24 protein-coding genes are annotated in these 25120 nt (G+C 44.6%); 14 read left to right on the top strand and 10 right to left on the bottom strand.

The features are described from left to right. Nucleotides 1–10 precede the first annotated feature (10 nt). Together AC4E8D_RS15860 and AC4E8D_RS15865 are read left to right on the top strand one after the other, a co-directional pair. The gene (locus AC4E8D_RS15860) at nucleotides 11–1042 is read left to right on the top strand and encodes a ketopantoate reductase family protein (protein ID WP_490206455.1); all 1032 of its coding nucleotides are present in this window, start codon (nucleotides 11–13) and stop codon (nucleotides 1040–1042) included. A 194-nt stretch (nucleotides 1043–1236) separates the two neighbouring features. Then, nucleotides 1237–1887, top strand: coding sequence for a hypothetical protein (locus AC4E8D_RS15865; protein WP_490204910.1), 651 nt, complete (start codon nucleotides 1237–1239; stop codon nucleotides 1885–1887). A 35-nt stretch (nucleotides 1888–1922) separates the two neighbouring features. Here AC4E8D_RS15865 and AC4E8D_RS15870 read toward each other — a convergent pair whose 3' ends face one another. Further along, nucleotides 1923–3647, bottom strand: a complete 1725-nt coding sequence (locus tag AC4E8D_RS15870) for a helix-turn-helix domain-containing protein (protein ID WP_490204911.1) — start codon at nucleotides 3645–3647, stop codon at nucleotides 1923–1925. 172 nt (nucleotides 3648–3819) lie between these two features. Continuing rightward, entirely contained in the window at nucleotides 3820–4662 is an 843-nt protein-coding gene (locus AC4E8D_RS15875; RefSeq protein WP_490204912.1) for an ABC transporter substrate-binding protein, read from the bottom strand. Between the two features lie 609 nt (nucleotides 4663–5271). On the opposite strand from AC4E8D_RS15875, the gene codB reads away from it, so the two are divergent. Then, on the top strand, nucleotides 5272–6549 hold the full coding sequence (codB, locus tag AC4E8D_RS15880) for a cytosine permease (protein ID WP_490204913.1): 1278 nt from the start codon (nucleotides 5272–5274) through the stop codon (nucleotides 6547–6549). Continuing rightward, complete coding sequence (locus AC4E8D_RS15885) at nucleotides 6518–7786, top strand: cytosine deaminase (protein ID WP_490204914.1); 1269 nt, start codon at nucleotides 6518–6520, stop codon at nucleotides 7784–7786. Before codB ends, AC4E8D_RS15885 begins: the two co-directional genes overlap by 32 nt. A 210-nt stretch (nucleotides 7787–7996) precedes the next feature. Here the strand turns inward: AC4E8D_RS15885 and AC4E8D_RS15890 are convergent, their stop codons facing one another. Genes AC4E8D_RS15890 through AC4E8D_RS15915 form a run of 6 tightly spaced genes read right to left on the bottom strand, consistent with a single transcriptional unit; the run spans nucleotide 7997 to nucleotide 14301 of the window. Continuing rightward, nucleotides 7997–8776: a Cof-type HAD-IIB family hydrolase gene (locus tag AC4E8D_RS15890; protein WP_490204915.1), complete on the bottom strand. Its 780-nt coding sequence runs from the start codon at nucleotides 8774–8776 to the stop codon at nucleotides 7997–7999. Nucleotides 8777–8780: 4 nt separating this feature from the next. After that, nucleotides 8781–9830 carry an ABC transporter ATP-binding protein gene (locus tag AC4E8D_RS15895; protein ID WP_221821167.1) on the bottom strand — a complete coding sequence of 350 codons (1050 nt, stop codon included), beginning with the start codon at nucleotides 9828–9830 and terminating at the stop codon, nucleotides 8781–8783. Continuing rightward, on the bottom strand, nucleotides 9827–11581 hold the full coding sequence (locus AC4E8D_RS15900; RefSeq protein ID WP_490204916.1) for an ABC transporter permease: 1755 nt from the start codon (nucleotides 11579–11581) through the stop codon (nucleotides 9827–9829). Before AC4E8D_RS15900 ends, AC4E8D_RS15895 begins: the two co-directional genes overlap by 4 nt. A gap of 17 nt (nucleotides 11582–11598) precedes the next feature. Beyond that, nucleotides 11599–12639, bottom strand: a complete 1041-nt coding sequence (locus AC4E8D_RS15905; protein WP_490204917.1) for an ABC transporter substrate-binding protein — start codon at nucleotides 12637–12639, stop codon at nucleotides 11599–11601. 33 nt (nucleotides 12640–12672) lie between these two features. Beyond that, nucleotides 12673–13539, bottom strand: coding sequence for a Cof-type HAD-IIB family hydrolase (locus AC4E8D_RS15910; RefSeq protein WP_490204918.1), 867 nt, complete (start codon nucleotides 13537–13539; stop codon nucleotides 12673–12675). A 27-nt stretch (nucleotides 13540–13566) separates the two neighbouring features. Beyond that, nucleotides 13567–14301: an MBL fold metallo-hydrolase gene (locus tag AC4E8D_RS15915; RefSeq protein ID WP_076210898.1), complete on the bottom strand. Its 735-nt coding sequence runs from the start codon at nucleotides 14299–14301 to the stop codon at nucleotides 13567–13569. Between the two features lie 257 nt (nucleotides 14302–14558). Between AC4E8D_RS15915 and AC4E8D_RS15920 the strand changes: the two genes are divergently transcribed. After that, a complete protein-coding gene (locus AC4E8D_RS15920) occupies nucleotides 14559–15458 on the top strand; it encodes a sugar-binding transcriptional regulator (protein WP_490204919.1) in 900 nt (299 codons plus the stop codon). 170 nt (nucleotides 15459–15628) lie between these two features. Here the strand turns inward: AC4E8D_RS15920 and AC4E8D_RS15925 are convergent, their stop codons facing one another. Then, on the bottom strand, nucleotides 15629–16687 hold the full coding sequence (locus AC4E8D_RS15925) for a GerAB/ArcD/ProY family transporter (protein WP_490204920.1): 1059 nt from the start codon (nucleotides 16685–16687) through the stop codon (nucleotides 15629–15631). A gap of 129 nt (nucleotides 16688–16816) precedes the next feature. Here AC4E8D_RS15925 and AC4E8D_RS15930 point away from each other — a divergent pair, with 129 nt between their 5' ends. The 4 genes from AC4E8D_RS15930 (at nucleotide 16817) to AC4E8D_RS15945 (ending at nucleotide 20616) form a co-directional block, all read left to right on the top strand. Beyond that, nucleotides 16817–17779 carry a helix-turn-helix transcriptional regulator gene (locus AC4E8D_RS15930; protein ID WP_221821172.1) on the top strand — a complete coding sequence of 321 codons (963 nt, stop codon included), beginning with the start codon at nucleotides 16817–16819 and terminating at the stop codon, nucleotides 17777–17779. Between the two features lie 159 nt (nucleotides 17780–17938). Then, on the top strand, nucleotides 17939–18679 hold the full coding sequence (gene map / locus AC4E8D_RS15935) for a type I methionyl aminopeptidase (RefSeq protein WP_490204921.1): 741 nt from the start codon (nucleotides 17939–17941) through the stop codon (nucleotides 18677–18679). A gap of 169 nt (nucleotides 18680–18848) precedes the next feature. Beyond that, a complete protein-coding gene (locus tag AC4E8D_RS15940; RefSeq protein ID WP_490204922.1) occupies nucleotides 18849–20087 on the top strand; it encodes a DUF418 domain-containing protein in 1239 nt (412 codons plus the stop codon). Between the two features lie 250 nt (nucleotides 20088–20337). Beyond that, nucleotides 20338–20616, top strand: coding sequence for a hypothetical protein (locus AC4E8D_RS15945; RefSeq protein ID WP_221821175.1), 279 nt, complete (start codon nucleotides 20338–20340; stop codon nucleotides 20614–20616). A 294-nt stretch (nucleotides 20617–20910) separates the two neighbouring features. On the opposite strand, the gene AC4E8D_RS15950 is transcribed toward AC4E8D_RS15945, so the two are convergent. Continuing rightward, nucleotides 20911–21354, bottom strand: coding sequence for a MarR family winged helix-turn-helix transcriptional regulator (locus AC4E8D_RS15950; protein WP_101313823.1), 444 nt, complete (start codon nucleotides 21352–21354; stop codon nucleotides 20911–20913). Nucleotides 21355–21470: 116 nt separating this feature from the next. Here AC4E8D_RS15950 and AC4E8D_RS15955 point away from each other — a divergent pair, with 116 nt between their 5' ends. From AC4E8D_RS15955 to AC4E8D_RS15975, 5 genes are all read left to right on the top strand, one after another. Continuing rightward, nucleotides 21471–22223, top strand: coding sequence for an SDR family oxidoreductase (locus tag AC4E8D_RS15955; protein WP_490204923.1), 753 nt, complete (start codon nucleotides 21471–21473; stop codon nucleotides 22221–22223). 45 nt (nucleotides 22224–22268) lie between these two features. Further along, complete coding sequence (locus AC4E8D_RS15960) at nucleotides 22269–23099, top strand: SDR family oxidoreductase (protein WP_490206489.1); 831 nt, start codon at nucleotides 22269–22271, stop codon at nucleotides 23097–23099. Between the two features lie 201 nt (nucleotides 23100–23300). Continuing rightward, nucleotides 23301–23660, top strand: a complete 360-nt coding sequence (locus tag AC4E8D_RS15965; RefSeq protein ID WP_490204924.1) for an ArsR/SmtB family transcription factor — start codon at nucleotides 23301–23303, stop codon at nucleotides 23658–23660. 29 nt (nucleotides 23661–23689) lie between these two features. Continuing rightward, the gene (locus tag AC4E8D_RS15970) at nucleotides 23690–24556 is read left to right on the top strand and encodes an aldo/keto reductase (protein WP_490204925.1); all 867 of its coding nucleotides are present in this window, start codon (nucleotides 23690–23692) and stop codon (nucleotides 24554–24556) included. A gap of 319 nt (nucleotides 24557–24875) precedes the next feature. Next, complete coding sequence (locus AC4E8D_RS15975) at nucleotides 24876–25109, top strand: ribbon-helix-helix domain-containing protein (protein WP_221821179.1); 234 nt, start codon at nucleotides 24876–24878, stop codon at nucleotides 25107–25109. Nucleotides 25110–25120 lie beyond the last annotated feature (11 nt).

The following is a 25120-nucleotide window of genomic DNA, read 5'->3' on the forward strand; positions in this document are numbered from 1 at the left end:
GGAAATTAAAATGAGAATTGCAATTGTAGGCGCAGGATCTTTGGGAACCATCGTCGGGGCATACCTTGCGGATGGGGGACTGGACGTTGAGTTAATTGATGCATATCAGGAACATGTAAATGCTTTAAATCAGACAGGTGCTAGAGTAACAGGTACTACAGAGTTTCAGGCCAAAGTAAACGCAATTACTCCTGATCAAAAATCAGGACAGTATGACCTCGTTTTACTATTAACCAAACAACTTTATAACGATTCAATTCTTCAGGAATTACTTCCATTTTTGAAAGAAGACAGTATGGTGTGTTCCTTGCAGAACGGGATTCCGGAAGAAAAAGTGGCGTCCATCGTGGGTGAAAAACGTGTCATTGCAGGCTCCGTTGAATTTGGCGCTACGTTCATTGAACCAGGTGTATCAAGTCTGACTACCGAGTACACTCAATTTAAGCAGTACGCTTTTCAGATTGGCGAATTAAATGGTGAAATCACCGAACGAATTCAGCGCGTGAAATCGGTGTTGGATCTTGTGGGTGGAACACATATTTCCGATAACCTGGTTGGAACCAAATGGTCCAAATTGTTGATTAACAATGCATTCAGTGGTTTGTCCGCTGCATTGAATGGGGAATACGGAGACATTATCGATCATGAAGCCGGCATTGTGAGTGCAGCTCATATTGCGGACGAGACGATTAAAGTTGCTCGCTCCAATGGGGTTACCTTGGTTAAAATGAATGGATTCGACATCGCTTCACTCGAACTGAACAGCAAAGAAGATATTCCTGAACGGGTGAAAACATTACGTTACGTGATGGAGCCCTCCAGATTGCTCAAAGCAAGCATGCTTCAAGATCTGGAGAAGAACCGCAAAACAGAGATTGATTATATTAACGGGGTTGTTTCCAGCAGGGCAGAAGGTACTGGAATTGCGACACCTTATAATGATTTAGTTGTACAACTGGTCAAATCTGCTGAAGAAACGCAAACCGTTCCTCATTTTGACACGAACATAAAAGCTTTTGAAGAACTATTAAGTGCACAATAATAAATTCAATTATTTCAACTGAAAGTCGCTAATATAGCGGCTTTTTTGTTGTATCAGTATATCTAGTCAGGCTTGATTTTGCGACAGATAGAATATTTTTCGCGGTTTTTGTTTCCTAATATTATACAAAAAGGGGAATTAAATTTGATATAATATAGACTTGCTGGTTATTTTTCTATTCGAAGGAGATACATATGAGGAAATCTTGGGGGGAATTCGTTTTTTATTTGGCGGTGTTTGTCTTTGTTTTGTTTATGAGCTGGAATGACTATTCACTATTTTGGACATTAGGGGGTGTAGTCGTTACCATTCTTATCGCATTTATTAAGCATGTTTTTTATCCTTTAGTATTTGATAAGCGTATAGATCGTTTAGAGTCCTTTTTATCCAAGCAGCAAAATACACCTGGGACATACATTATTTATGTCCTTGCAAACAGACTTGATGATGAGGTAGAACTAGTTATGGAGCAGATTATGCAGAAATATAAGCGAAGAACAACACAAGCACAGTTCAAGGCAGCTTACGGATTATATTGCAAGGATATGTTTGCCATCCGACAAGCTGTACCTCATATCGGCTTATCGGACTACCGTACATATTACGAAACCATTCTACTCTTGGAAGACGGGAAAAGTGAAGATGCGCGTGAAAGACTTCAATCCATTAAAAAACAGTGGATGCGATCAACATTGCTCGCGGGTATTGAACTCAAAGCAGAAAACCGTGATATCGCTATTCAGCACGCGCATGAAGCACTTAACTCTTCTAGAGGTGTTAATCGGTATGTTTTATATAAGGAATACGAAAGAGTATTACCAGAGGTTGTTGAACACATATCGTAAGATGGTGAAAATGTTTTGAAAAAATAAACCGTGCTTCACGGTTTATTTTTTCCATTTGCTAGTACAGGTGCCAGTCCTTCCTTAGCAAAAATAGAGGGGAGAACCGTCAGTAACCTCTCACGCGTAAGAGGATCATCGTAATTCCAGCCAGCTTCTACTACATGTACATTACCGGGTGCCAACATGCCAACCAAACTTTGGAGTGGAGAAGGAATATTTAAATGCATCTCCTCCTGAGGTATCATCACGAAGTTTCGGTCTCCAGCGTATTGTGTGATTTTATTGTGATCGATTTGTATCCAAGGTCTGCCATTAATGATCAGTTTATTTACGGATTCAGTGGGTCGAAAGCCAAGTGATTCATACACGGTAGCAGCAAATCCCGTCTGTCCCATAACATATATGTTTCTGCCCAGCACCAGATAAACAGTTGCTCGTTCTCCTGCAATATAATCATCCGCCAATTGTCGCCGTATCCTCCTGACACTCTCCTCATAGCGGTCGATCCACTGTTCAGCCGTTCTGATTCGACCGAAAAGATCCGCAATATAACGAAGACGCTCAAAAGTGCTGGTTGATTCGTGATAAACGATGGTAGGGGCAATGGCATCCAGTCGAGGTAACTGCTGCTCACTATAGTTGCCTAACAGTATAAGATCAGGGTTCAGTAGGGAGACTTGTTCCGGTACGCCTTGCAGCCCAATATCCGGGATCTGATGCAGTTTGTTTCGATATATGACTTGTGATTTCATTGTAGTTATACCCGCGCCGACTGGACGGATACCGATAGCAAGCAACTCACCAAGGGTATTGGTACCTGTGGCCACGATTCGTATAGCCGCATCTGGGAGGGAAATCTGCCTGCCGAGGGAATCGGTTATCGTTCTTTGCCTGGTACGTCTTAGTATATTGGCGTATTCCCGGGGAGGGTGTCCTGTGAGCTGATGAAAGCGTCGACTGAAATAATACTCATCCTTAAAACCGACTTGTCGGGATATTTCACGTAAGGTCTCGGTAGAACGGGACAGTAGTCTTTTAGCGTGCTGGACCCTAATCTCTGTCAGGTAGTCCGTCGGCTTCTTGCCAGTCATCACCTTAAACAATTTGCTATATTGCCATCGTACCATGCCGGCCATTTCGGCCAAAAGCTCTACGGTAAGATCTTCGTTGAAGTGCTGCTCCATATAGCTGAGTGTACGCTGTACCGCTTGATCATTTTGCACTGGCGGAGCAGCGCTTTCTAGCTGAGCCATCAGGCTAAGTATCAGTTGCAGCCGGACCTGAGTAACTGCTGATTTTGAATGATGCGTAGGCGTAAATTTCTTCTCCTGCAACCGATTTTGCTTGTTTGATTGCAAAGGCAGCGGAGAGATCCAGTCCTCTCCTGTCAACGCCAATTTTATAGTAGAAAGAGACAGCCTGTAAGGAAAGCCCAGAATAAGAGGAGGGCAAGCCGGAAGCAGAGTCAACTGATCCACTTGAAAAGCAAGAAAGGTAAACCGAGCTATATGCGCTTGCTCTTTTATCGTTTTGACAATGTATGATTGCTGAGTAGGGAGCAGAATACAACTGCCTTGGCTCAGATCTTGGGAGATGTTGTTTGTTAACAGCCGAATTCCATGATCCAGAGCAATAAGCAATGTATATTCATTGGCAGCCTTGCTCTTGGTTGATGGATTATGATGATTGGTTTCCTGCAGTGGTGTGAGCTGAAGCAGATCATGCTGCTGCAGTTGGATGTAAAGGGAAGCCATTTGCATTCTGGAGCACTCCGATCTAGTGATAATAATTCTCAATTACTAGTTTACCACATTTTACACGTTAGAGAATGTTTCGTTACAGACCTTATTACACGCAGTAAAAGTTTACAAAATCCAAAAATCCTCCATAACCCAAAGGGGTTGGAGGATTTTTGACGTTATCTATGCGATATTATTGATTCATCCATTTCGGTAGTTCATCAAGCAATTGCTCCAGTGCCAGCAGGTTGTCGGTATTCCAATCGGCTGATGCTGTGTAAACGTGTCCTTGCTGAACGGCCGGCAATGTTTTCCATAGTGTGCTCTGTAACAACCGATCAGATTCAGCTCGACTTTCGTCATTATCCAGCGTTAGGACAAAGAGATGATCTCCTGCATAGTCCGGCATTAGTTCTTCCGAAAGTTCGACGAATGTTAGCTCCTTGTCGATAATGTTTTGCTGGATTGCTGGTGGAATTGCAAATCCGTGCTCTTGATACAAGACTACACCCAATGAACGATTGCCCATCACATAGAGCTGTTTACCCAACTGCAAGAAGATGGTCGCTGTCTCGCCCTCTGCCACATTCATCTTGTCCCACATCGCTTCCGCTTTTGTATCAAATCTGCTGATCCATTGCTCTGCCTCATCCTGTTTGCCAAAAATGTTGCCAAGTTCGCGGACACGTTCCGTAAATGGTAACGCCGAGTTGAACGGAATGGTAGGCGCAATCTTCGAAAAAGCGGTGTTTCGGTCAGCATCTTGGTTATAACCATTCAAAATCAAGTCAGGCTGCAAGGCTGTTATTGCCTCCAAATCACCAGGATTTCCGACATCCTCAATACCTTCTAATCGGTCTACAATATAGCTTTCGGAAGCATGAATCAGATTGGCTCCAACGACGGGAATATCCATGGCGAGGAGATCTCCAAGTGTTGAACCAAGATAGATCACCCGTTGCGGCTGAGTGGGTATTTCAATCACTTCGCCTGTTTGGGTTGTATAGCTTTTTGTCGTTTGTTCGTTGGTCTTCACAGCTTCTTGTGAAGGAGCGCTTTCCGAACGGCTGCATGCTGCAAGGACGGATAGAAGAAGGAAGCATGCTCCCCATATGAATAGGTGTTTCTTAATTGTACTGTTCATCATTGTTTCCCCCTGAGTTCTCTTTTTCTCATTGATAACTATTATCAATTACAACGTAATTATAGGTGCCTTTTCAGCGGCTTACAATGAAAAAAACGCAGTGAATTTATTTGTACAAATGTCAATGCGTGCATCTATTTGTTCGTTGCTTTATTTTCAATCCGCAGGTGTGTTGTCATCGGAGTATGCGTGATCAAAAACAGCTTGCTGTATAAGGAATTAATAACCTTTGGATAATAATGACATTGACAACTGCAGGTTTTTCCAAAATAATAGTATGTAATTGAATACTGGTACCTTTAATTCAGTCCAGAGAGGCTGGCAAGGGCAGCGGATTTCATAATCACGCGAGAATCAGGGCTTATCCCGTCATGGGATGCTCTGTGTCTTCGCGCGGGTTATGATGCAAAAAGAGGCTACTTGTCAGTGTATAACTTGACGAGTAGCCTCTTTTTTCTGCTTTTTTTGGTATCAGATACACTTTATGTTGGGGGTATTCTGATGAGCAAACAAGATCAAGAATTTTCATGGCAAGCTGTGCCGAACGCACAAAGAAACCAATTTTGGAAGACGTTATCCGTCATGCTCGGTTTTACATTTTTCTCAGCAAGCATGCTGGCAGGAGGGACATTGGGCGTTAGCTTGACGTTCATGGAGTTCATTGGCATCGTACTTGCAGGCAATCTGGTGCTCGGTATCTACACAGGGGCACTGGCACATATCGCTGCCAAAACGGGCCTGTCCACACATTTGCTCGCTAAATATGCGTTCGGTGCAAAAGGGTCGTATCTGCCCTCGTTCCTGTTAGGCTTCACTCAGGTTGGATGGTTCGGTGTTGGTGTAGCCATGTTCGCAATCCCGGTTGCCACAGCCATGGACTGGAACGTGTACCTGCTCATCATCGTGTTCGGACTTGCCATGACAGCATCAGCCATCTTCGGTATGAAGTCACTTGTCATTCTCGGATATATCGCGGTTCCTGCGATTGCCATTCTCGGTGGTTACTCCATGTTCGAAGGGGCAGGTTCGCTGGGTGGTCTGCAAGGGTTGCTTGAATACACGCCGACTCAGTCGCTTACCACGGCGGCAGCATTAACGATCTGTATCGGATCATTTATAAGCGGCGGAACACTGACACCCGATTTTGCGCGGTTTTCCCGGACATCGAAACAGGCAGTTACCGCAACAGTGATTGCATTCTTCCTGGGTAACTCACTCATGTTTCTGTTCGGTGCAGTTGGTGCGATGGCCTATAACCTGGCCGATATCTCAGAGGTCATGTTCCTGCAAGGGTTAATGATCCCGGCAATTATCGTTCTGGGCCTGAATATCTGGACAACGAATGATAATGCACTGTACGCTTCGGGTCTTGGTTTTGCGAACATCACCAAAATCTCAAAGAAATTCTTCGTCATCGTTAACGGCATCGTGGGTACCGTATTCGCCATGTGGATGTACAACAACTTCGTCAGTTTCCTGAACGTTCTGGGCGCGGCGGTACCGTCCATCGGGGCTATTATTATCGCAGATTACTTCATTGTGAAACGTAGAAACTATAAGCCATTTGCTGACATGTCATTCAAAAATGTAAACTGGGTAGCGATGGTGGCTTGGGCCATCGGCGTGGCATTCGCCCAACTGGCTCCTGGCGTAACACCATTGAACGCACTGCTTGGTACAGCAGTGGCCTATATCGTCTTGATGCTGATTGTTCCTGCGAAAGAAACCAAAGAAATGGGGAAAATAAATGATTATACAGAACGCAAAATTGCGGGGTAAAGAAGGACTATGGAATATCGTTGTGAAAGACGGAAAGTTTGAACGAATCACACAATCGTTGGAAGTGACTGAAAATGAGGAAATCCTGGATGTCAACGGATCGCTTGTTCTGCCACCTTTCATTGAGCCACATATTCATCTCGATACAACGTTAACCGCAGGCGAGCCAGAATGGAATCTAAGCGGAACGCTGTTTGAAGGTATCCAGCGCTGGTCAGAGCGTAAGGCTTTCTTAACACATGAGGATGTCAAAACACGCTCCAAAACGGCACTCAAGTGGCAATTGGCACAGGGCATCCAGCATGTACGGACCCATGTGGACGTTACCGATCCAAGCTTGATTGCTGTTAAAGCAATGCTTGAAGTAAAAGAAGAGATGGCTCCATATATGGACATCCAGCTTGTTGCTTTTCCACAGGAAGGCATTCACTCTTATCCAAACGGGGCAGAATTACTGGAAGAGTCACTGAAAATGGGCGTTGACGTGGTCGGCGGCATTCCACATTTCGAATTCACACGGGAATACGGCGTTGATTCAATGAAAGTTGCGTTTGATCTGGCTGAAAAATACGACCGTCTGATCGATATCCATTGTGATGAAATCGATGACGAGCAATCCCGTTTTGTTGAAGTTGTTGCCAAGGAAGCCTACGAACGCGGACTTGGTTCACGCACAACGGCAAGTCACACGACAGCGATGGGGTCCTATAATGACGCTTATACGTACAAGTTGTTCCGTTTGCTGAAGATGGCTGATTTGAACTTTGTCTCTAATCCACTGGTCAACATTCACCTGCAAGGACGCTTCGATACGTATCCGAAAAGAAGAGGGCTGACGCGGGTTAAAGAGCTGCAGGAAGCAGGTCTGAATGTGTGCTTTGGTCACGATGACATCTTCGATCCTTGGTATCCGCTCGGTACAGGCAACATGCTGCAAGTACTGCACATGGGGATTCATGCTTCGCAGTTGCTTGGTTACGACCAGATCGTGAATTCAATTGACCTCATTACAAAAAACAGCGCTAGAACGTTACACATTGAGGATGTATACGGTATTGAAGAAGGTAAACCTGCTAACTTCATCGTACTTGAAGCAGAGAACGAATATGAGGCTGTTCGCAAACAAGCCGGCGTACTTTATTCCTACAGAGGCGGTCGTAAAATTGCGGAATCGAAGCCGCGGGACACATCCATCATTTTTGAGGGCGGTACAGAGAAGGTTAATTTCAATAAATAATGAAGAAGAACGAATCCCATTAAAAGTCGCTATTTAAGCGGCTTTTTTGCTTTTTCACCTGTTATACTGCCTGACCTATACGATGTATTTTATAAGGAACATGAAAGGTATCAACAGACAAATTGAAAAACCTCCCTATGTTAATAGAGGAGGTCTTTGCGTACTCATATTTTTGCTACAAGGAGAAGAGGTCTGCTACTTGTTTTTTCTTTACAACAATCCAGCCCATTTCAGACCATGCCAGATCCCGTCCTGCTCCGCACTTGCTGTAACATGAGACGCCAGTTGTTGTAGAGAATGCGGGGAGTTGCCCATGGCAATGCTGCAGCCTGCATAACGGAACATCTCCAGATCATTGAAGTTATCGCCAAAAGCATACACCTGTTCAGGGGAGAATCCCAAGCGGTCTGCGAGTCGGGAAACCCCTTCGGCTTTGGAGCCTCCGGCGGGCAGAACGTCCATGGACAACGGATGCCAGCGTACAAAGTGGAGATCACGAAACCTTTCACGGTATACCGTTTCCTCTTCTGGTGAGCAGAATAACATCGTCTGATAGATGAGTCTATTTGTACAAAAGCTTTTGCTAAACCCAGGATACGTGACACCAAGCGAAGTTAGACAAAGGTCTACATGCGGATGATATTCCTGACTGCAGCTCATCTGTGAATGATCCAGATAAACGAGAGGATGTCCCGACAACTCAGCGAATGAAGACAATTGCTCCAAAGCTTCCGAACAGATGGGATTACTGTGAATGAGTTCTCCTTGATGCATCACATATTGTCCATTGAAACTAACATAAGACTCCAGCTCCAGTTCAAGCCGAACCTGTTCCAACATAAAAGGAGATCGCCCTGAAGCTAAAGCGACCACATGTCCGGCTTGCTTTAACGCAAGAACGGCTTGTTTCGCGGAAGCGGGAATTCGATTATGGCGGTCGAGCAGCGTACCATCAATGTCAAAGAAAATCAGTTTTGGGCTTTGAGTCATAACGTCACACTCCTTCACCGCCGACGGAAGAAAGACTCAAACTTACTTGTTCATTCAGGGCGAAAGGAAGAGGGGAGATGACTTCCCAACGTTTCGTATCACTACGAATATCATAGTGAAATTCTTTCCCTTGAAACTGAACATTGGCGATCTCGCCCATTATTCCAGCTTCACTGGAAGGTTGTAAATGGAACTCATCGGGTCTAACGGGGTACAACCCGTTGGATTTAAAATAGTGTGCAACATGCTTGCCAGGCCAAGCAATATTCGTACCGCCTTCAGGGACGAACATATCTGCATCCCAGTGACCTTTGACCAAATTCGACTTCGATACAAACCTCGCCACGAATTCGGTCTCAGGCCGTAAATAAATCTCCTGCGGCGTGCCAGCCTGTTCAATACGCCCATCCTTCATCACGATAATTCGGTCAGCCATGGCAAGGGCTTCGCCCTGATCATGCGTAACATAAACTACGGCTGATTTCGTATTCCGATGTACTTGTTGAATCTCACGCCGCATATCCATGCGAAGCATGGCATCCAGACTGCTGAGTGGTTCATCCATCAGCAGCAATGAGGGCTGGGGAGCGATGGCGCGTGCAATAGCGACGCGTTGTTTTTGCCCTCCGGATAGCTCATGCGGCATACGTTCAGCCAGATGGGACAGTCCAGACATATTCAGGACTTCCTGAATGCGGTTCTGCTCGTTATTTTTAATATGAGGAGGTGTTGATTTATGTGTTCTAATGGGAAAACGGACATGTTCGGAAACATTCATATGCGGCCAAAGTGCGAAGGACTGGAACACCATGCCAATTCTGCGTTTCTCCGGAGGTAGCAATGTCCCTGAACCTGCAACTACCTTGCCGTCCATGAGTACATTACCACTGCTTGGCTGCTCAAATCCGGCAAGGATGCGCAGCAATGTGGTTTTTCCACAGCCTGACGGTCCAAGGATCGCGACGAATTCGCCATCCTTAATCGTTAAATCAATGGAATGAAGTGCCTGGTAACTTCCGAAGGATTTGCTGACCTGTTGAATCTGGATACTCATGACTTCACTCCCTTACGAGTTGCCCAACGTTGAGCGATGAGCAAAATTACGCCGCCTGCCGCAATAAGTGCGACAATCAGACTGGACAATGCAGTTGAATAGAGAGTATCTCCTGCCTGTTCAAAACTAAATATGGTAACACCAATGGTCTGTGAACCTGATGAATATAACAATGCCGATACAGTAAGCTCGGTCAGGGCAGTCAGGAAGACCAACATACCTCCGGTCAGAATACCCGGCAGCAGTAAGGGCAGCAGAACAGCAGTCCATTTACGCCAGAAACCGGCTCCGGATATCCGCGCGGCTTCTTCCATGGATGCATCCAACTGCATGAATGAAGTGACACTTGAACGGATCTGAAGAATAAGGAATCGGCAGATGTAGGCAATAAACAAAATGGTCATGGTGCCATAGATGCCAGGGTTCCAGCCGGGAACCGGCTCCATCCATACCAGAATCATGGACAGTGCGAACACAATGCCGGGTAGTGTATAGGGAACAGCAGTGGCCAGTTCGGCCATTTTATTGAATTGATTAGGCTTCCGAACTCGTATATAAGCAAATCCTGAACCAATAATCAGACAAGCCAGCATCGTGACTAGAGAGAGGACAAGGCTGTTCTGGATCGCCTGCCATACACGCTCATTCTCGAAGAGAATATATCTATAATTGTCCAGGGTCATATTGGCACGAGTCAGCCCGAGACCATACGCTCTTTTTAAAGACATCGAGATCATTGAAGACAACGGAATAATTGTAATCAGTGCGAGACCTGCCCATATGGAGAAGGTCAGCGGCTTGCGCATGCGACCCAAATTATACCTTGGGGTAAGATCAGGTTGCATCGTATCCGAAGCATGACTTTTACGTAAAAGAATCCACTGCAACAGACTGCCGATTACCGCAGCAGCACCGAGTAGTACAGATAACGATGCACCACGGGCAAATGCCGAAGGGCCGAATCCAATAATCTCTTCATATATAAGTGTACTGAGAACGGAAATATTCACAGGTGTGCCCAGGAAGGCAGGTATTCCGAAATTGTCCAGCGAAGCCAGAAAAACCAGCAATCCGCCCGCCGTGAGACCCGGAAGAGCAAGAGGCAGTGTAATACGACGGAAGACCTCGATCCTGCTGGCACCACCAGCTCTGGCCGCCCACTCCAGATCACGCGGGATTTTGCGGAGTACATCCAAAGTGAACATATACACCAACGGAAAATGATGAATACCCATCACAAACACGATGCCGCCCATACTGTACATGCTCCAAGGAGCCAGATCGGGATGAATCCATTGCAGCAGATGTGCGAGCCAGCTCTGTGACCCGGTAAATGAAGACCAGGACAACGTGAGAACATAAGAGGGAAGAATAAAACAAAGCATGATTCCCATATGAAGGGCTGATTTGTGTCGTATATCCGTATAGGCGACGACCCAGGCCAATGCAGTTCCAATCACGAGTGAGAACACAGTTGAACCGATGACGATATATACAGTATTGCGTAATGTGGACCAGAAACGCTCCTGCTGAAGCAATTCGTTATAATGTGATAACGTTAACCCTTGCTCACCCTGAAAGCTGAGAAGAACCAGCTTCAGGATGGGGTACACAAAGAATAATAGAACAGCTATAGCACCCACCAGGGCGATCAATCGATTCCAACGAAACAGGCTGGGGAGGGAGAAACCGGACTTGCGCTCGTTATCTTGTCCCCTAAGAATGATCATGTTTCTCTTCAATTTCTCCATTCAGACAGCTCCAATCCTTACTCGCCAAACACATTAATGAATTGCTGTTTATCTGTTTCACGATCCACTGCAAGTTTGGCCGCATCGCCAGGCAAAATCTTCATTTCTGATACACTTTTCAATCCTTCAGGTGGGGCAATCCCTTCACGAATAGGGGAGTAACCGATCTCGGCAGACAACTTCTGGCCCTCTTCAGAGAGAATGAAATCTACAAAGGCTTGAGAAGCCGGTACGTTGGCAGCTTCTTTCATAATCCCGATCGGTTCTGTAATGATGGGAACACCTTCTTCTGGATAGATCAGTTCAACTGGAGAACCTTTCGCTTTTTCGCGCGCTACGAGGTAATCCACAACGACGCCATATGATTTTTCACCGCTGGCAACAGCTTTCATCACGGCACCATTTCCTTTAATCACGGCCATGCCATTCATCTTGGTTTCCTGTAGAAAATCCCATCCAAACCCATCTGTTCGACTAAACACACCGATGTTGTATGCTGCTGCACCAGAATATAAGGGACTCGGCATAATACTTGCGTCCTTACTGTCCGGCAGGGTCAGCACTTGCCAAGATGTCGGTTGAGTAGTGACTTTTTGGGTGTTGGTAGCGAGTACCGTTGCCATAACCTTCGTACCGGCGTACATACCGTCCGGATCAACCAGATCTGTCGGGATTTCACTTAGCTCTGGGGACTTGTACGATTGTAGAAGGTCATCTTTTTTCAGATTTTCAAAGGTAACTGCATCGGCCAGCAGGAGTACATCCGCCTGAGTTTTACCCGCTTGACGCTCTGCCTGAAGCTTGGCAGTGACTTCTTCGGTTCCGGAACGGAAGATGCTGACTTGAACATCAGGATATTTATCGTTAAACGCCTTTACCAGTTTGCCTGCATCTTCTTCTGGTTGGGATGTATAGAATGAAAGCTTACCTGAGACTGTGCTCGAAGCTGCGCCTGAACTATCTTGATCTGTCGTGGCTTGTCCCTGTGCAGAACAACCGCTGAATACAATCATGCCTGCCAAAAGGGGCAGTAGTAACGACTTTTTGAATGGAATCACAGATAATCTCTCCTTTGGTGTCTAGCTGATAGATTAGAGTAAGAACGTATGGATTGCCTGCGCAACACCATCTTCAGTGTTGCTGCCAGTGACAACATTAGCGATTTCCTTCACATGAAGCTCTGCATTTCCCATGGCGATTCCTAATCCTGCCCATTGCAGCATGTCCAGATCATTATCATAGTCTCCGGCTGCAGCTACCTGCTCGCGTTCGATTTGATGTTCATGACATAAACGTTCCAGTGCGCCTCGTTTACTGACTTCGGCTGAATTAACATCAAACCGCAAACTTCCCGTTCGTGTACATTGGAATAACCCTGATTCTTCAAGGGTACGAAACAGGTTTTCGCGTGAGTCGTGGTCTGTACAGATCACGGCTGCTTTGAACAGCATGCCTGGCATCTGGTTTACAAAGGTTCTGAAATCTTTTCCGACTTCAACGAAGCGAATAAGATCAGCCTCTATAGCATCAAGTTCATCACGTTTTTCGAAAGAATCCAATTCCGGTCTGTTGACCCTATTGTTGATGGCCCAGTTCCTATTGATATCATTAATCTCTTGAACATAGAGTACATTGTATCCATAGAAATGGATGTAGGCTTCTTCTTGCTGGATGACATCCAACATGAACAGCATATCTTCTATTTTCAATGCAACGCCATCAAGCAGTTGTCCAGTCAAGGGATCTACCGTCACGGCACCGTTTAGTGCTACCAGTGGAAAATTCATGGAGACTTCCCTAGCGTGTGACCATACGGAAGCGGGAAATCGTCCAGATGCAATCGTGACCTTCACTTCCGCTGAGATTAATTGTTGGATGGAACTTCGTGTCAAAGGTGTTATTATTTTATCTGGATTGAGCATCGTACCGTCCAGATCAAGGGCTAACAATCTGTACATGAACATATTCCTCCCGGATCGATTAACTTACACAACATACATACGAAGTGGTTCGGGTATATCCACAGGCCCTTGGAAAGAGCGACTTGCTTCATCCCGCATGAACTCCAGATCGCCATCTCCGGGAAGATGGACAAGGACGAGCTGCTTGACGTTAGCCTGACCAGCAATCATGCCTGCCTGAAGTGCATTCATATGTCCTTGGCCAGTTGTGTGTACGCTGCCTTCACAGATGGTAGCCTCACATAGAAAGATGTCTGCATCACGAGCAAGTTCGATAAGAGAATCACAGTACGAGGTATCACCGGAATACACCAGCACCTTGCCTTGATATGTGATCTTAACGGCGTAACAGGTAATGGTATGCTGCACCTGAACAAATTCGATTTCTGCACCAGCAAGCTGAATTTTGGATGAAGGATCAATCGAGATGACCTCGGTATGTTCACCATATAGACCATTCAGAATATCCACTGGATTATCCGGTGCATACAGCTTCAGTTTATTCAACATGCGACCATTGCGGATCGCACCCGCTGCAGCATATTGAAGGACTCCCAGATCGGCGATATGATCATGGTGCAAGTGAGACAAAATAACACCTGATAGATCTTCCACGCATGTCTCGGTGGGGAGCTTACTCATAACGCCACTGCCACAGTCCAACAAAATCTGCCCTTCATCTGTGGTTACAAGGTATCCCGCAGTTGCTCCGCCAGCGGCGGGATAACCACCCCAGTAACCTAATATCTTCACATTCATCTTTGCACCTCTGTCTGTCTTAATCTGCATTCTTTACAAATGTTCCGTACAGTTACAATTGTAAAAAGGGTTTGTTTCTCTCGTGTCAACCGAAAGTCAATCTTTTGTAAAACTGCTTTTGGCAAAGTTATCCTGGCTTGACTCCGCCGCGAATCCCATTTTATAGTGGGAAATGTGTAAGAAGGGAAATTTAAACGTCAAAGGCGGACTTATATGTGAATATAGACGAACGCAAAAATATGATAAGAGTCTGTAAGATGTATTATTATGAATCCTGGACACAGGAAAAGATTGCGGAGAAGTTAGGTGTATCCAGGCCAGTCATCTCCAAGATGCTGCAACGTGCGAAGGAAGAGGGCATTATTGAGATTGTCATTCATGATGATGATTACGAAACGTCCAAGTTGGAGAAAAAACTAGAAGACTTATTTAACCTCAAACAGGTGTTGGTCGTTCCAACCAAGGATCTGAATAAAGAATTGTTGTCGAGTGCTGTAGGCAAGGCTGCCGCTCAATTTGTCCAAAAATTGATTAAAAACGGTGACCGTGTGGGTGTCTCATGGGGGAATACGCTCTATCATATGGTGCGAGAGTTCCCTTTGGAGAAAAAAGAGAATGTCAAAATTATTCCACTGGTGGGTGGAACAGGGAATTCGCGCAATGAAATGCACTCTAATCAGATCGCCTATGAGTTATCCAAAAAAATGGGCGTAACCTGTGATACGTTATATGCTCCGGCCGTTGTGGAAACAGAAGAGTTAAGGGAGCAGATTGTTGGCATGCCTAATATTTCGGCCGTTCTTAAAGAGGGGGAGAATATCAATCTAGCGCTGGTGGGGATCGGAAATCCGTATTCCATGTCAACGATGGAACGATCGGGTTATCTTAATGAGCAAGTGTTAACTGAATTAAAGGCACTTCACACGGTAGCGGATATTAATTCTGTGTTTATTACTCGTGAAGGTACAATCACCGAGCATCCCATTAATCATAGAGTCATTGGCCTTGGACTGGAGCAGTTAAAGAAGACTAAAACGGTGGTAGGCATGGCCTTTGGTTTGCACAAAATAGACTGCATACTGGCTGCTTTGCGGGGTGGATATATTAATATGCTCATTACGGATGAAGCCACAGCAAGTCATATTACGAAAATTTGATGTTCGAGAAACATCCTTTCGTTTCGCTATTGAAACTCATTTTATGCACTTTGAGCCAGGAGAACCAAAAGGTTCTCCTGAGCAACTATAAGAAGAACTCACTATTTAGCCTACCTTTATGGCTTCACTAGAAGCCTGCTTCCCACCTTTTTTACGAACAAAACTAATGATCAGCAGTAGCAGTGGTAACAAGCCAAATAAAAAAATGGAGATATTGCAAGAAAATCACCTAAAGCTAATGTTTCCTCCAGGTTTTTGGGCAAGTAAGCAATTACATATAAGACTGGCAACATCGCGAATTGTATGCTCGTAATATTTTTGAGACGAAACAAATCTCGGATCCCGATTGCCGCAAAATAGTGTTTAAAAGCATACGTTGCAAAGATCTGCATCAGCCAAAATACAATAAACAGTGATTCATAACGCTCAAAAAGAAACCCCTCAATTTCAAAACTTCGAACCATATCGAACGTTGGCCACATCCGTGTTTGAATTCCTGGCAAAGATAAATTCCCTACAACGGTGACAATCGTGATCAAATAGATAATCGTGCAAATAAGTATGCTGTATATAGCAGCTTTATTGCTCGCTTTCACGTCCACCATGTAAGCTGTGATGATGAGTAAAACTTCATATCCAGAATAGGAGAGACACGAAGGTTTAAGACCCTTCAACACAGGCATGAATCCATCGCCCAGGAGTGGTCTGAGGTTATTAAGTTCAAACATCTTGCTGCTTAAAAGGAAAACCAGTGCTAGCAACACAAGCGTAACGGGCAACACAATGGAAAAAACTCGGATGATGATTTTTAGACCACCTGTTAACATATAGATACCAATCCATAAACTAACCATGATGGTAACCCAACTAGGCGTGCGCTCAAGGATGTACATACTTGTAATTTCGGCCATGACTCTGACTTCGAATGAACAAAGAACAACAAAATACACGATAATTAAAAGTCCCAATAGATAAGCAATCCATTGACCTGTGATTTCGGGTATAAATTCGAACACCGTTTTACCGGGGAATCTACGACACAAGGTTACAAGGAGAATGCTGATTGTGGTTACAATTAATCCTGATAAAATAACAGCAATCCATACATCTGGTGTTCCTACTGCTTTACTAATTGTGCGAGGGAGTGTTAGAATTCCAGCTCCGAGTATTGAATTGATAACTACAATAATGACCTCGGAGGTATTAATATTAGTTGTGGATTGCTTCATTGGACTTCGCTCCAAACCGGAGAATATATTTCTAGGTAGTATCGCCCAACGCAGTTGTTTTATGTAAAAATGCTGTACTGATATAATGTAGTGATATCCAATAATGAATTGAAGATGAGGATGTAGGTTATGCCAAAGAACGATAATATGTTAGCCATTCTATGGATGCTGAATTCAGGCAGCAAGGTAACTGCAAAACAGATGTCCGAAAAGTTAGAAATCAATATAAGAACCGTATATCGATATATTGATGCATTATGCACCAGTGGAGTACCGATTATTTCCGATACAGGTCACAACGGCGGGTATAGCTTGCTGAATCAGCATATCAAAGCACCTCTGTTATTTGATATTGAAGAAAAAAAGGCACTTCTCCAAGCTGCTGTGTTTGCAAAAGAAGCTGGATACCCTTTGAGTGAGGCATTGGACAATGCAACATCCAAATTGAGAATGTATTCAAATCAGGATCAGGAAAACACACTTCGTCGTCATTTAGCAGGGTTTAACGTTATCAATCGCATGGGAGATCCATCCGTTCAGCCGATCTTGGCGGAATTGGAGCAAGCCGTGGCTAATGATTGCTCTGTCGAAATTGATTATCGCAGAAGCCGTGATGAACAACCCAAGAATAGAGTAATAGACCCTTATGGAATGGTTTACTGGAATAATAAATGGTATACCATTGCGTTTTGCCACTTGAGAAATGAGTTCCGCAGCTTTCGGGCAGATCGGATTCTGCGAATCAACCCTACTCCGCTCCGCTTTAAGCGTTCGGAATCTTTTTCTGCTCGTGAATTATTTATGCAAAATTTATTACCTGATGTAGTGGGCAAAGAGGGGGTAATTTCCTTGGTTATCGAAGGCCGATCAGAGGCATTGGATGACTTGGGGCTGCATTGGTTTATGGGACATTATCTGAAAGAGCGGACTTCTAATCAAGCCATCTTTTTATTTGATGAAAAATCAATTGATACATACGTCCCCTATTTTCTCCTATCCTATGGGAAATCCATTCAAGTCATCGAACCACAGCGTGTGAAGGACAGACTTGTTGCTGTTGTATCCGAGTTAATGGAATACTATCAACTTTAAGGGAACTTCACTGACAGTATTTGAACTTATCGGATTTTGATCTGTGAACTTGATAAAAAAGTTGCGAAGCTTTGCTGCTTTGGATATGATTATCTAATGTTCGATTAAAAAAATACTTATGTAATCAATTAATGATAAAAGATAGTGAGGTAAGAAAAAATGATCGCAAAAACAGAAGAAGATTTTAATGGCTTGAAGGAAATTGGCAAAATTGTAGCTTCTATTAGAGATGAATTGGTTCAAAGAACCATCCCGGGCATAACAACTAAAGAACTTGATGATTTGGCAGGAGAGCTTTTTGAGAAAGCTGGTGCAGTTTCTGCTCCAAAAAGTGAATATAATTTCCCGGGATTTACTTGTATTAGTGTTAATGAAGAAGTGGCACATGGTATCCCGGGAGATCGGGTTATTCAAGAAGGGGACATCGTCAATATTGATGTGTCTGGCTCCAAGAACAGTTATTTTGCAGATACGGGACTCTCGTTTGTTGTAGGCGAAGGTGAAGAAGTATTAACGAAAATATGCGACGTTGTTAAACTGGCATTTGAAGCAGGACTTAAAAAAGCAAAACCGGGCTCCAAAAAAAGCGGAATCGGAAAAGCCGTATTCCAAACTGCCAGACAGCATGAATTAACGGTTATTAAAAACCTTACAGGACATGGTGTTGGACGTGGAATACACGAAGCACCTGACCACATCTATAATTATAATGATCCATCGGATGATGAATTGTTAAAAGAAGGCATGGTTATTGCATTCGAGCCATTTATCTCAACTTCAGAAGAAGAAGTAGAGCAAACAGGTGATGGCTGGACCTTTGTTACTAAAAACAGCTATGTAGCTCAAATAGAACATACCATTATACTTACTAAAAATGGTCCGATTATTGTCACTCTTTAAGGTATTCAAACTGAAAGTCGCTAAATTAGCGACTTTTTTTGTTTTTGTTTTATTGGTACGTCAAAGCAAATCAAAATATAAACGTTCACTTATTAATTTATGTTGAAATTATGGAAGGATTTAACGTATATTTAGATCTGATCTTTATGTTATAGACAGAGGTGATTGATTGAGCACATCAAAAAAGCGCGTTCAAGTCATTGATGGACTGCGCGGATTCAGTCTGGCCGGCATTGTGCTGGCAAATATGCTGGCTTTCCAATATGGAATCTATGGCCAGAGCAAACCCCAATTATTCGGGATCGGTGGAGCAGATCAGGCTTTCCTCTCATTCCTGCTGATCACTGTGGTGGGCAGTTTTATGCCGATTTTTGCATTTATGTTTGGCTTTGGAATGGTTAAGCTCTCGGAAAGCCTAAAATCACGAGATTTACGACCAAAGTGTCATCTGGCACGCCGTTTTCTACTACTGTTTGGAATCGGATTACTACACATCATCTATCTGTGGGAAGGGGATATCCTGGCTTTTTATGGCGTACTCGGTTTCTTCCTGCTCATGTTCCTTAATCGGAAGCCTATAACGCTGCTCATTTGGGCTGTACTGCTACTCATAGGAGCGGGGATACTTGGTCTCCCGGCATCTAATCCGATGAACCCGCTGGCGATTGAATCCATTCATATGGAGAACTACATCATTCAAAGTCAGGATGTATACGGTAGCGGCAGCTACACGGAGATAAGGAATTTCAGTAATAACGGCGATCCATTCGGCGGAGAGATGGAGGTGACATTCGCCTTATTGATCCTGCTATTAGCCCCACTCATGACAGTACCAATGTTCCTGCTCGGCATGCACGCTGCCAGAATCGGCACGTTTAGCGATCCCCAAACGATGCGGACTATGTATCTTCGCCGGGCATCGTTATTGATTCCAGTTGGTTTGATACTCAAAGCATACGGCGTATTGGCGCCACAATTGGGTACGGAAGGTTGGCTCGGTATCGGTATCGGGGGAACGCTTGGAGGATCGTTGCTTGCGCTGGGATACATATATGCATTTGCGCTGTTGTATGCTGGATACCGCCGTTCCAGCCTGATGGACAGGTTCGAGGCGGTCGGCCGTCTCTCGTTGACGAATTACCTGATGCAGAGCGTAATCTGTACGACAATTTTCTATGGATATGGCCTGGGACTGTTTGGAAGTGTTGGCGTGTTTATCGGAGCGATTATTGCACTTGCAGTCTACGGCATTCAATTGTGGCTCAGTCCGCTATATCTTAAGAAATTTAGCAATGGGCCTGTCGAGTACCTGCTACGGATTTGGACATATCTGTCCTGGAAAGGGCAGCCAAGAAAGAAGAAAAGATCGAACTTAACTACGAATGAAAACGCGCCTGGTGTCCAGTAAGCATAAAGTGTTATCGTGAACCGCAAAAAGAAGCTTGTTCTAACAAAAGAAAGGGCTTCTTTATGCCGTAACGATCATCTTCCTATAATTAAAGCAAGACACGAATTATACACTTAACGTTAACGTGGACTGAAGAATAAGATATCTCCCTAGTGTTTCCTGTTATAATTAGTAATTATTTATAGATTCAACTATTAACCCTAATACATAAGCTAACTATTATAGTGCAGACAGTGGAAGGTAATGCGAAATGAAAGATGAAAGCATATACATTCAACTGTTTCCACTCAGGCTTGAAAGGATCATTATTGTGCTAAAAATAATTAATTTTCTTCTTTTCTTGCTGATCATTTGGGTAGTCATCTTTTATCCTTTTCGTTTTGCTTGGTTTGAAGGTTTGAAACAGATTCCTCCAGATCTTCATGGTGTTTATTTACTATTCTTGTTCTTTGGATATCTGATCTGTTCATCGGCTATGGGGCTTATGGTTGGCAAGATGTTTTTTAAACGAAAAGGAAAAGGACAGTAATAGGACAGTAGTTACGAATTGGAGTAAAATTTCGTGCAGACTAAGAGGAGCCCCGTTCAATTGCAATGTGGGTAAAGTATTCAAGTGGGGGAAGATTTTCTGACCCATTACAACGTACAATTCTTGATGTTGATAAAGCATCATTCAAAGTCGCTAAAGTAGCGGCTTTTTTTGTTTTGAGTGGGGGAGAGCGCATACTGTCCGCAAGTTACTTTTCATTTCGGTAAACCGAAACCACGTTTGTTAGAAGCTCGCCTTTAACAAACGTGGTCGAGATGACGGCTAGATAAAACGCTAAGAGCTTGAGTTTGTCCTTTCCGCCAGTTTAGTAATCAACTCGATATCTTGTTCGGTTAATTGTTCAAAAAAATGTTTGCGTATTGCCTTGGAGAGGAAGGGACGGGCATCATCTAACATTGATTTTCCAGAAGAAGTGATACTGACTTGTACTCCACGATCGTTGTCTAATGGTTTTTTCATCACGAGTCCACGTTTTTCCATACGCTTCAGATGATGAGATAACCGACTTTTATCCCAGTCCATAGAGTCAGCTAATTCCTGTTGGCGAAGGCTACCGTCCCCAAAAAGGACTAATCGGTCCAATACTCCAAAATCACCCTCTGACAATCCTGAGTGATCGGCCATATCTTTGACGATGCGACCGAAGATGGTCTGAAAGGAACCTTTCCACATATGCCATATTCGCATTTCTTCTTCGTTAAGTTCATTTTTATCCATAGGAGCATAATAACATGGTTGACGTGTCAACTTCAATGTGCTAAATTTGATCCAAGGTTGACGCGTCAACTTAATTCATATGAACCCACCAATCACAAAAAAAGGAGATTATAACTATGCAAAATAAACCCGTTGCTCTGGTCACTGGGGCTAATAAAGGTATCGGCCTTCAAATTGCGAAGGATCTCACGGAACACGGCTTCACCGTGCTCGTTGGATCTCGCAGCCTCGAGAATGGAGAAACTGCCTCAAAAAGCATCGGTTTGAATTCACACGCTCTCCAGCTCGACGTTACAGATGAAAACTCCATCGCTGCTGCTGCAGAACGTATTCGGAACGAATTTGGTCGTCTCGATGTACTCGTGAACAATGCGGGGATCTCGCACGCAGGCAGATCGGGTGAACCATTTCCGAACGGTGGAGCAGCGAGTGGTCTTTTGACCGTTGCTTCGCTTGAAGATATTCGTACAGTTTATGAGACTAATGTTTTTGGTGTTATTGCTGTCACGCAGGCGATGTTGCCACTTTTGCGGGAGGCCCCGGCAGCACGTATCGTCAACATAGGCAGTACCGGCGGCTCCCTTAGCTGGAACTCTATTCCGGAAAACTCGCATCGTGCGATGTTTGGTGCCTATTCGGCATCCAAATCGGCTGTTCATGCGGTGACACTTGCCTTTGCATTTGCGCTTGAATCAACAAACATCAAGGTCAATGCGGCATGTCCAGGCTTCACATCAACTGCGCTTAATAATTTTGCTGGTACTCGTAGTGTTGAACAAGGGGCTCGTGAAGCGGTCCGGCTGGCGATGATTGGAGCGGGTGGTCCAACAGGAACATTCTCAGATGAGGATGGACCCATTGCTTGGTGATCATAGTTATACAATGAGGGTGAGCAACTTAAGGAGGATTTCATGATGCGCGTTTTCGTAACAGGAGCAACAGGCTACATTGGTTCCGCTGTCACCCGTGAACTTATTGAAAGGGGGCATCAGGTCATCGGTCTCGTGCGTTCAGACAGTAGTGCTGCGAAACTAGAAGAGTCCGGGGCCGAAGTACACCGCGGTGACATCAACGATCTTGACAGCCTCCGTAGTGGTGCAGCTGCTGCGGATGGTGTCATTCATCTGGCATTCCATCACGACTTCTCGAACTTCGCTGGAGCACTCACAACAGATCTGCATGCCGTAGAAGCGATGGGGGCGGCACTTGAAGGATCGGGCAAGCCGTTCGTAATCACCACGCATGTGAATGGAGTGGCAACGGAGAACATGGTGTTAGCGCTGGCAGGGCGTGGAGTGCGTACATCGATTGTAGAGCTTTGTCCATCGGTACACGGTGAGGGTGACACAGGATTTGTGCCGAGTCTGATCAATATTGCCAAGACTAAGGGCTTCTCAGCCTATGTGGAAGAGGGGAACAACCGTTGGCCGGCTGTACATCGCCTTGACGCCGCGCATCTATATTGCCTGGCGTTAGAAAAGGCACCTGCTGGTTCACGACTAGATGGGGTCGCAGATGAAGGAGTGCCATTTTGCGACATCGCGAGTGCTATTGGTGAGCAGCTGAACGTACCTGTAGTCAGTATTTCACGCGAAGAGGCAGATGCCCATTTTGGCTTTCTCAGCACACTCGCAGCGCTCGATCTCCCAAGATCAAGCGTTGCAACACAGGAACTTATGGGATGGCGGCCAGTGCAACCTCCACTGATTCCCGACCTTAAACAGTCTCATTACTTCAACAACTGATTGGAATTTTAACGCCTTTTTAAAAAATAACAACCATTAATAGAAGCCACTCCATTCATCAGGGGTGGCTTCTTCTTTTGCTAATGTATTCTTAAGACATGGGAAAAATAGGTTCTTGAATTTCTTTCCCGATGTACAGCCGAATTCGAGATTGTGTTAGGCTGTATCTACAAAAGTATTACACGTTCTAAATGGAAGGGGATGATTTACCTGGATCAGGAACTTGCGACCACGATTGCTATCGAATTTAAGAACAATCAGAAGGTGTTGAATGCGATCGGAGACGAAACCCGGCAAGCCATCCTCATAGCCTTGATTCAAGGGCCGCAAAAACCCGGCATGCGCGTAGGAGAGATCAGGATGAAGACTCACCTTTCCCGACCGACCGTATCACATCATCTGAAAATCTTGAAAGAATCACAGATAATAAGTGTTCGTAAAGAAGGAACTCTCAACTATTACAGCCTTGACTCCGGTAGCAAGTTGAAATTGTTGAAAAACCTGGTGAACCAAATAGAAAAGTTGCTAGCGCAATGCGAACAACAAGCATCGGAACAATAAATAGAAAACACGGGGAGGGGGAGTTGCGAATGAATCAGACAGTCGCAGCGGCAAACGGAGTGGTCATTCCTCAACTAGGGTTCGGCCTATATAAGATCAAAGACGGGGGGACCTTCGAGAGGACAGTCGAGGAGGCTATTCGAATGGGTTATCGCCATTTCGATACGGCCAAAATTTACGGTAATGAAGCGGCGCTAGGTCGGCTCATCCAAAACAGCGGCATTCCCAGGGAGGAGTTCTTCATTACCTCCAAGGTATGGACGACAGACCTGGGGTACCGTGCGACGAAAAAGGCGTTCGAGCAGACTTGCCAGAAGCTGAACGTAACATATCTCGACATGTATTTGATTCATTTTGCCGGTCCTCAATACGTGAATGCCTGGAAGGCGATGGAAGAGTTATACGACGCAGGTAAAATCAAAATTATAGGTGTAGCCAATTTCGAGATCCGGCATCTGGAGTATCTAAAGAAACATTCCCGGATTTCACCGATGGTAAATCAAATCGAGACCCATCCGGAATTTCCGCAACACGAATTGCATGATTATATGGTTCGGCATCGGATCCTGCATGAGGCTTGGGGACCGTTGGGGCAGGGAAGCAAAGCGCTGCTGGAGCATCCGGAGCTGGCGGCAATTGCCCTTTGCCATCAGAAGTCGGTTGCGCAAGTCATTTTGCGCTGGCATCTGCAACGCGGAATTATTGTCATCCCCAAATCATCGAATCCTCAAAGGATAAAAGAGAACAAAGAAACATTCGACTTTGAGTTGAATGAGAAGGAAATGGAACAAATACGACGGTTGGACACGGGTAAGAGATATTCCGTAAGTCCGAATGGCTACATGATCAACCCGTTTTATATCAATTTGATGAAGCTATTTATTCGCTCTCATTGATGGATAATAATTCGAATTTGAACAACAACCGAATACTCAAATTTGGTGGTCGTTCCCCAAAAGCTTCTTTCTTCCCGAACATGAAGCGACACTTCGATTCCCGAAGTCCAGTTGAGTATATAAAAAAGGTGTCTATACGTAATTATTTTCTTGGGGCTGTCCTGTGAGTCATGAGCATGACCGGGTACAGCCCTTTGTCAGGGTTATATGTTCTCGGTGATCGGTTTGAAAATATTGTAAATCTATGTAGAGCATGATAAAATGAGAAGAGATATTTTTGAATGAGGTTACCTAAATCAAAATAAGGGAGGTTTATATATTGAACAACAATAACATTAAAGTTGGTGTCTCTAATAAAGAAGGCCAGTTAGGTTTTGTCTTTTCGAGAGGTGGTCTGCGAGAAGGTTCCGGGAGAAAGAGTATAGGTGTGACTAAAAAAATATCTTTAACTCTAACAGAGGACATGTGGGGAAAAATCGAAAACCATTGCACAGAGCATAAACTTTCTCGTTCGGAGGCTATACGTAACATCATTGAGTCCTTCTATTCATAATAATTTCTTTA

The organism is Paenibacillus sp. SRL342 (genome assembly GCF_984798905.1).

Coding starts and splice junctions, on each gene's coding strand:
- AC4E8D_RS15970 (WP_490204925.1), top strand. CDS start 23,690: ATGAATCAGACAGTCGCAGCGGCAAACGGAGTGGTCATTCCTCAACTA.
- AC4E8D_RS15915 (WP_076210898.1), bottom strand. CDS start 14,301: ATGAATGTGAAGATATTAGGTTACTGGGGTGGTTATCCCGCCGCTGGC.
- AC4E8D_RS15925 (WP_490204920.1), bottom strand. CDS start 16,687: ATGAAGCAATCCACAACTAATATTAATACCTCCGAGGTCATTATTGTA.
- AC4E8D_RS15955 (WP_490204923.1), top strand. CDS start 21,471: ATGCAAAATAAACCCGTTGCTCTGGTCACTGGGGCTAATAAAGGTATC.
- AC4E8D_RS15865 (WP_490204910.1), top strand. CDS start 1,237: ATGAGGAAATCTTGGGGGGAATTCGTTTTTTATTTGGCGGTGTTTGTC.
- codB (WP_490204913.1), top strand. CDS start 5,272: ATGAGCAAACAAGATCAAGAATTTTCATGGCAAGCTGTGCCGAACGCA.
- AC4E8D_RS15870 (WP_490204911.1), bottom strand. CDS start 3,647: ATGCAAATGGCTTCCCTTTACATCCAACTGCAGCAGCATGATCTGCTT.
- AC4E8D_RS15860 (WP_490206455.1), top strand. CDS start 11: ATGAGAATTGCAATTGTAGGCGCAGGATCTTTGGGAACCATCGTCGGG.
- AC4E8D_RS15900 (WP_490204916.1), bottom strand. CDS start 11,581: ATGGAGAAATTGAAGAGAAACATGATCATTCTTAGGGGACAAGATAAC.
- AC4E8D_RS15930 (WP_221821172.1), top strand. CDS start 16,817: ATGCCAAAGAACGATAATATGTTAGCCATTCTATGGATGCTGAATTCA.
- AC4E8D_RS15885 (WP_490204914.1), top strand. CDS start 6,518: ATGATTATACAGAACGCAAAATTGCGGGGTAAAGAAGGACTATGGAAT.
- AC4E8D_RS15890 (WP_490204915.1), bottom strand. CDS start 8,776: ATGACTCAAAGCCCAAAACTGATTTTCTTTGACATTGATGGTACGCTG.
- AC4E8D_RS15960 (WP_490206489.1), top strand. CDS start 22,269: ATGCGCGTTTTCGTAACAGGAGCAACAGGCTACATTGGTTCCGCTGTC.
- AC4E8D_RS15920 (WP_490204919.1), top strand. CDS start 14,559: ATGTATTATTATGAATCCTGGACACAGGAAAAGATTGCGGAGAAGTTA.
- AC4E8D_RS15910 (WP_490204918.1), bottom strand. CDS start 13,539: ATGTACAGATTGTTAGCCCTTGATCTGGACGGTACGATGCTCAATCCA.
- AC4E8D_RS15950 (WP_101313823.1), bottom strand. CDS start 21,354: ATGGATAAAAATGAACTTAACGAAGAAGAAATGCGAATATGGCATATG.
- AC4E8D_RS15965 (WP_490204924.1), top strand. CDS start 23,301: ATGATTTACCTGGATCAGGAACTTGCGACCACGATTGCTATCGAATTT.
- AC4E8D_RS15895 (WP_221821167.1), bottom strand. CDS start 9,830: ATGAGTATCCAGATTCAACAGGTCAGCAAATCCTTCGGAAGTTACCAG.
- AC4E8D_RS15945 (WP_221821175.1), top strand. CDS start 20,338: ATGAAAGATGAAAGCATATACATTCAACTGTTTCCACTCAGGCTTGAA.
- map (WP_490204921.1), top strand. CDS start 17,939: ATGATCGCAAAAACAGAAGAAGATTTTAATGGCTTGAAGGAAATTGGC.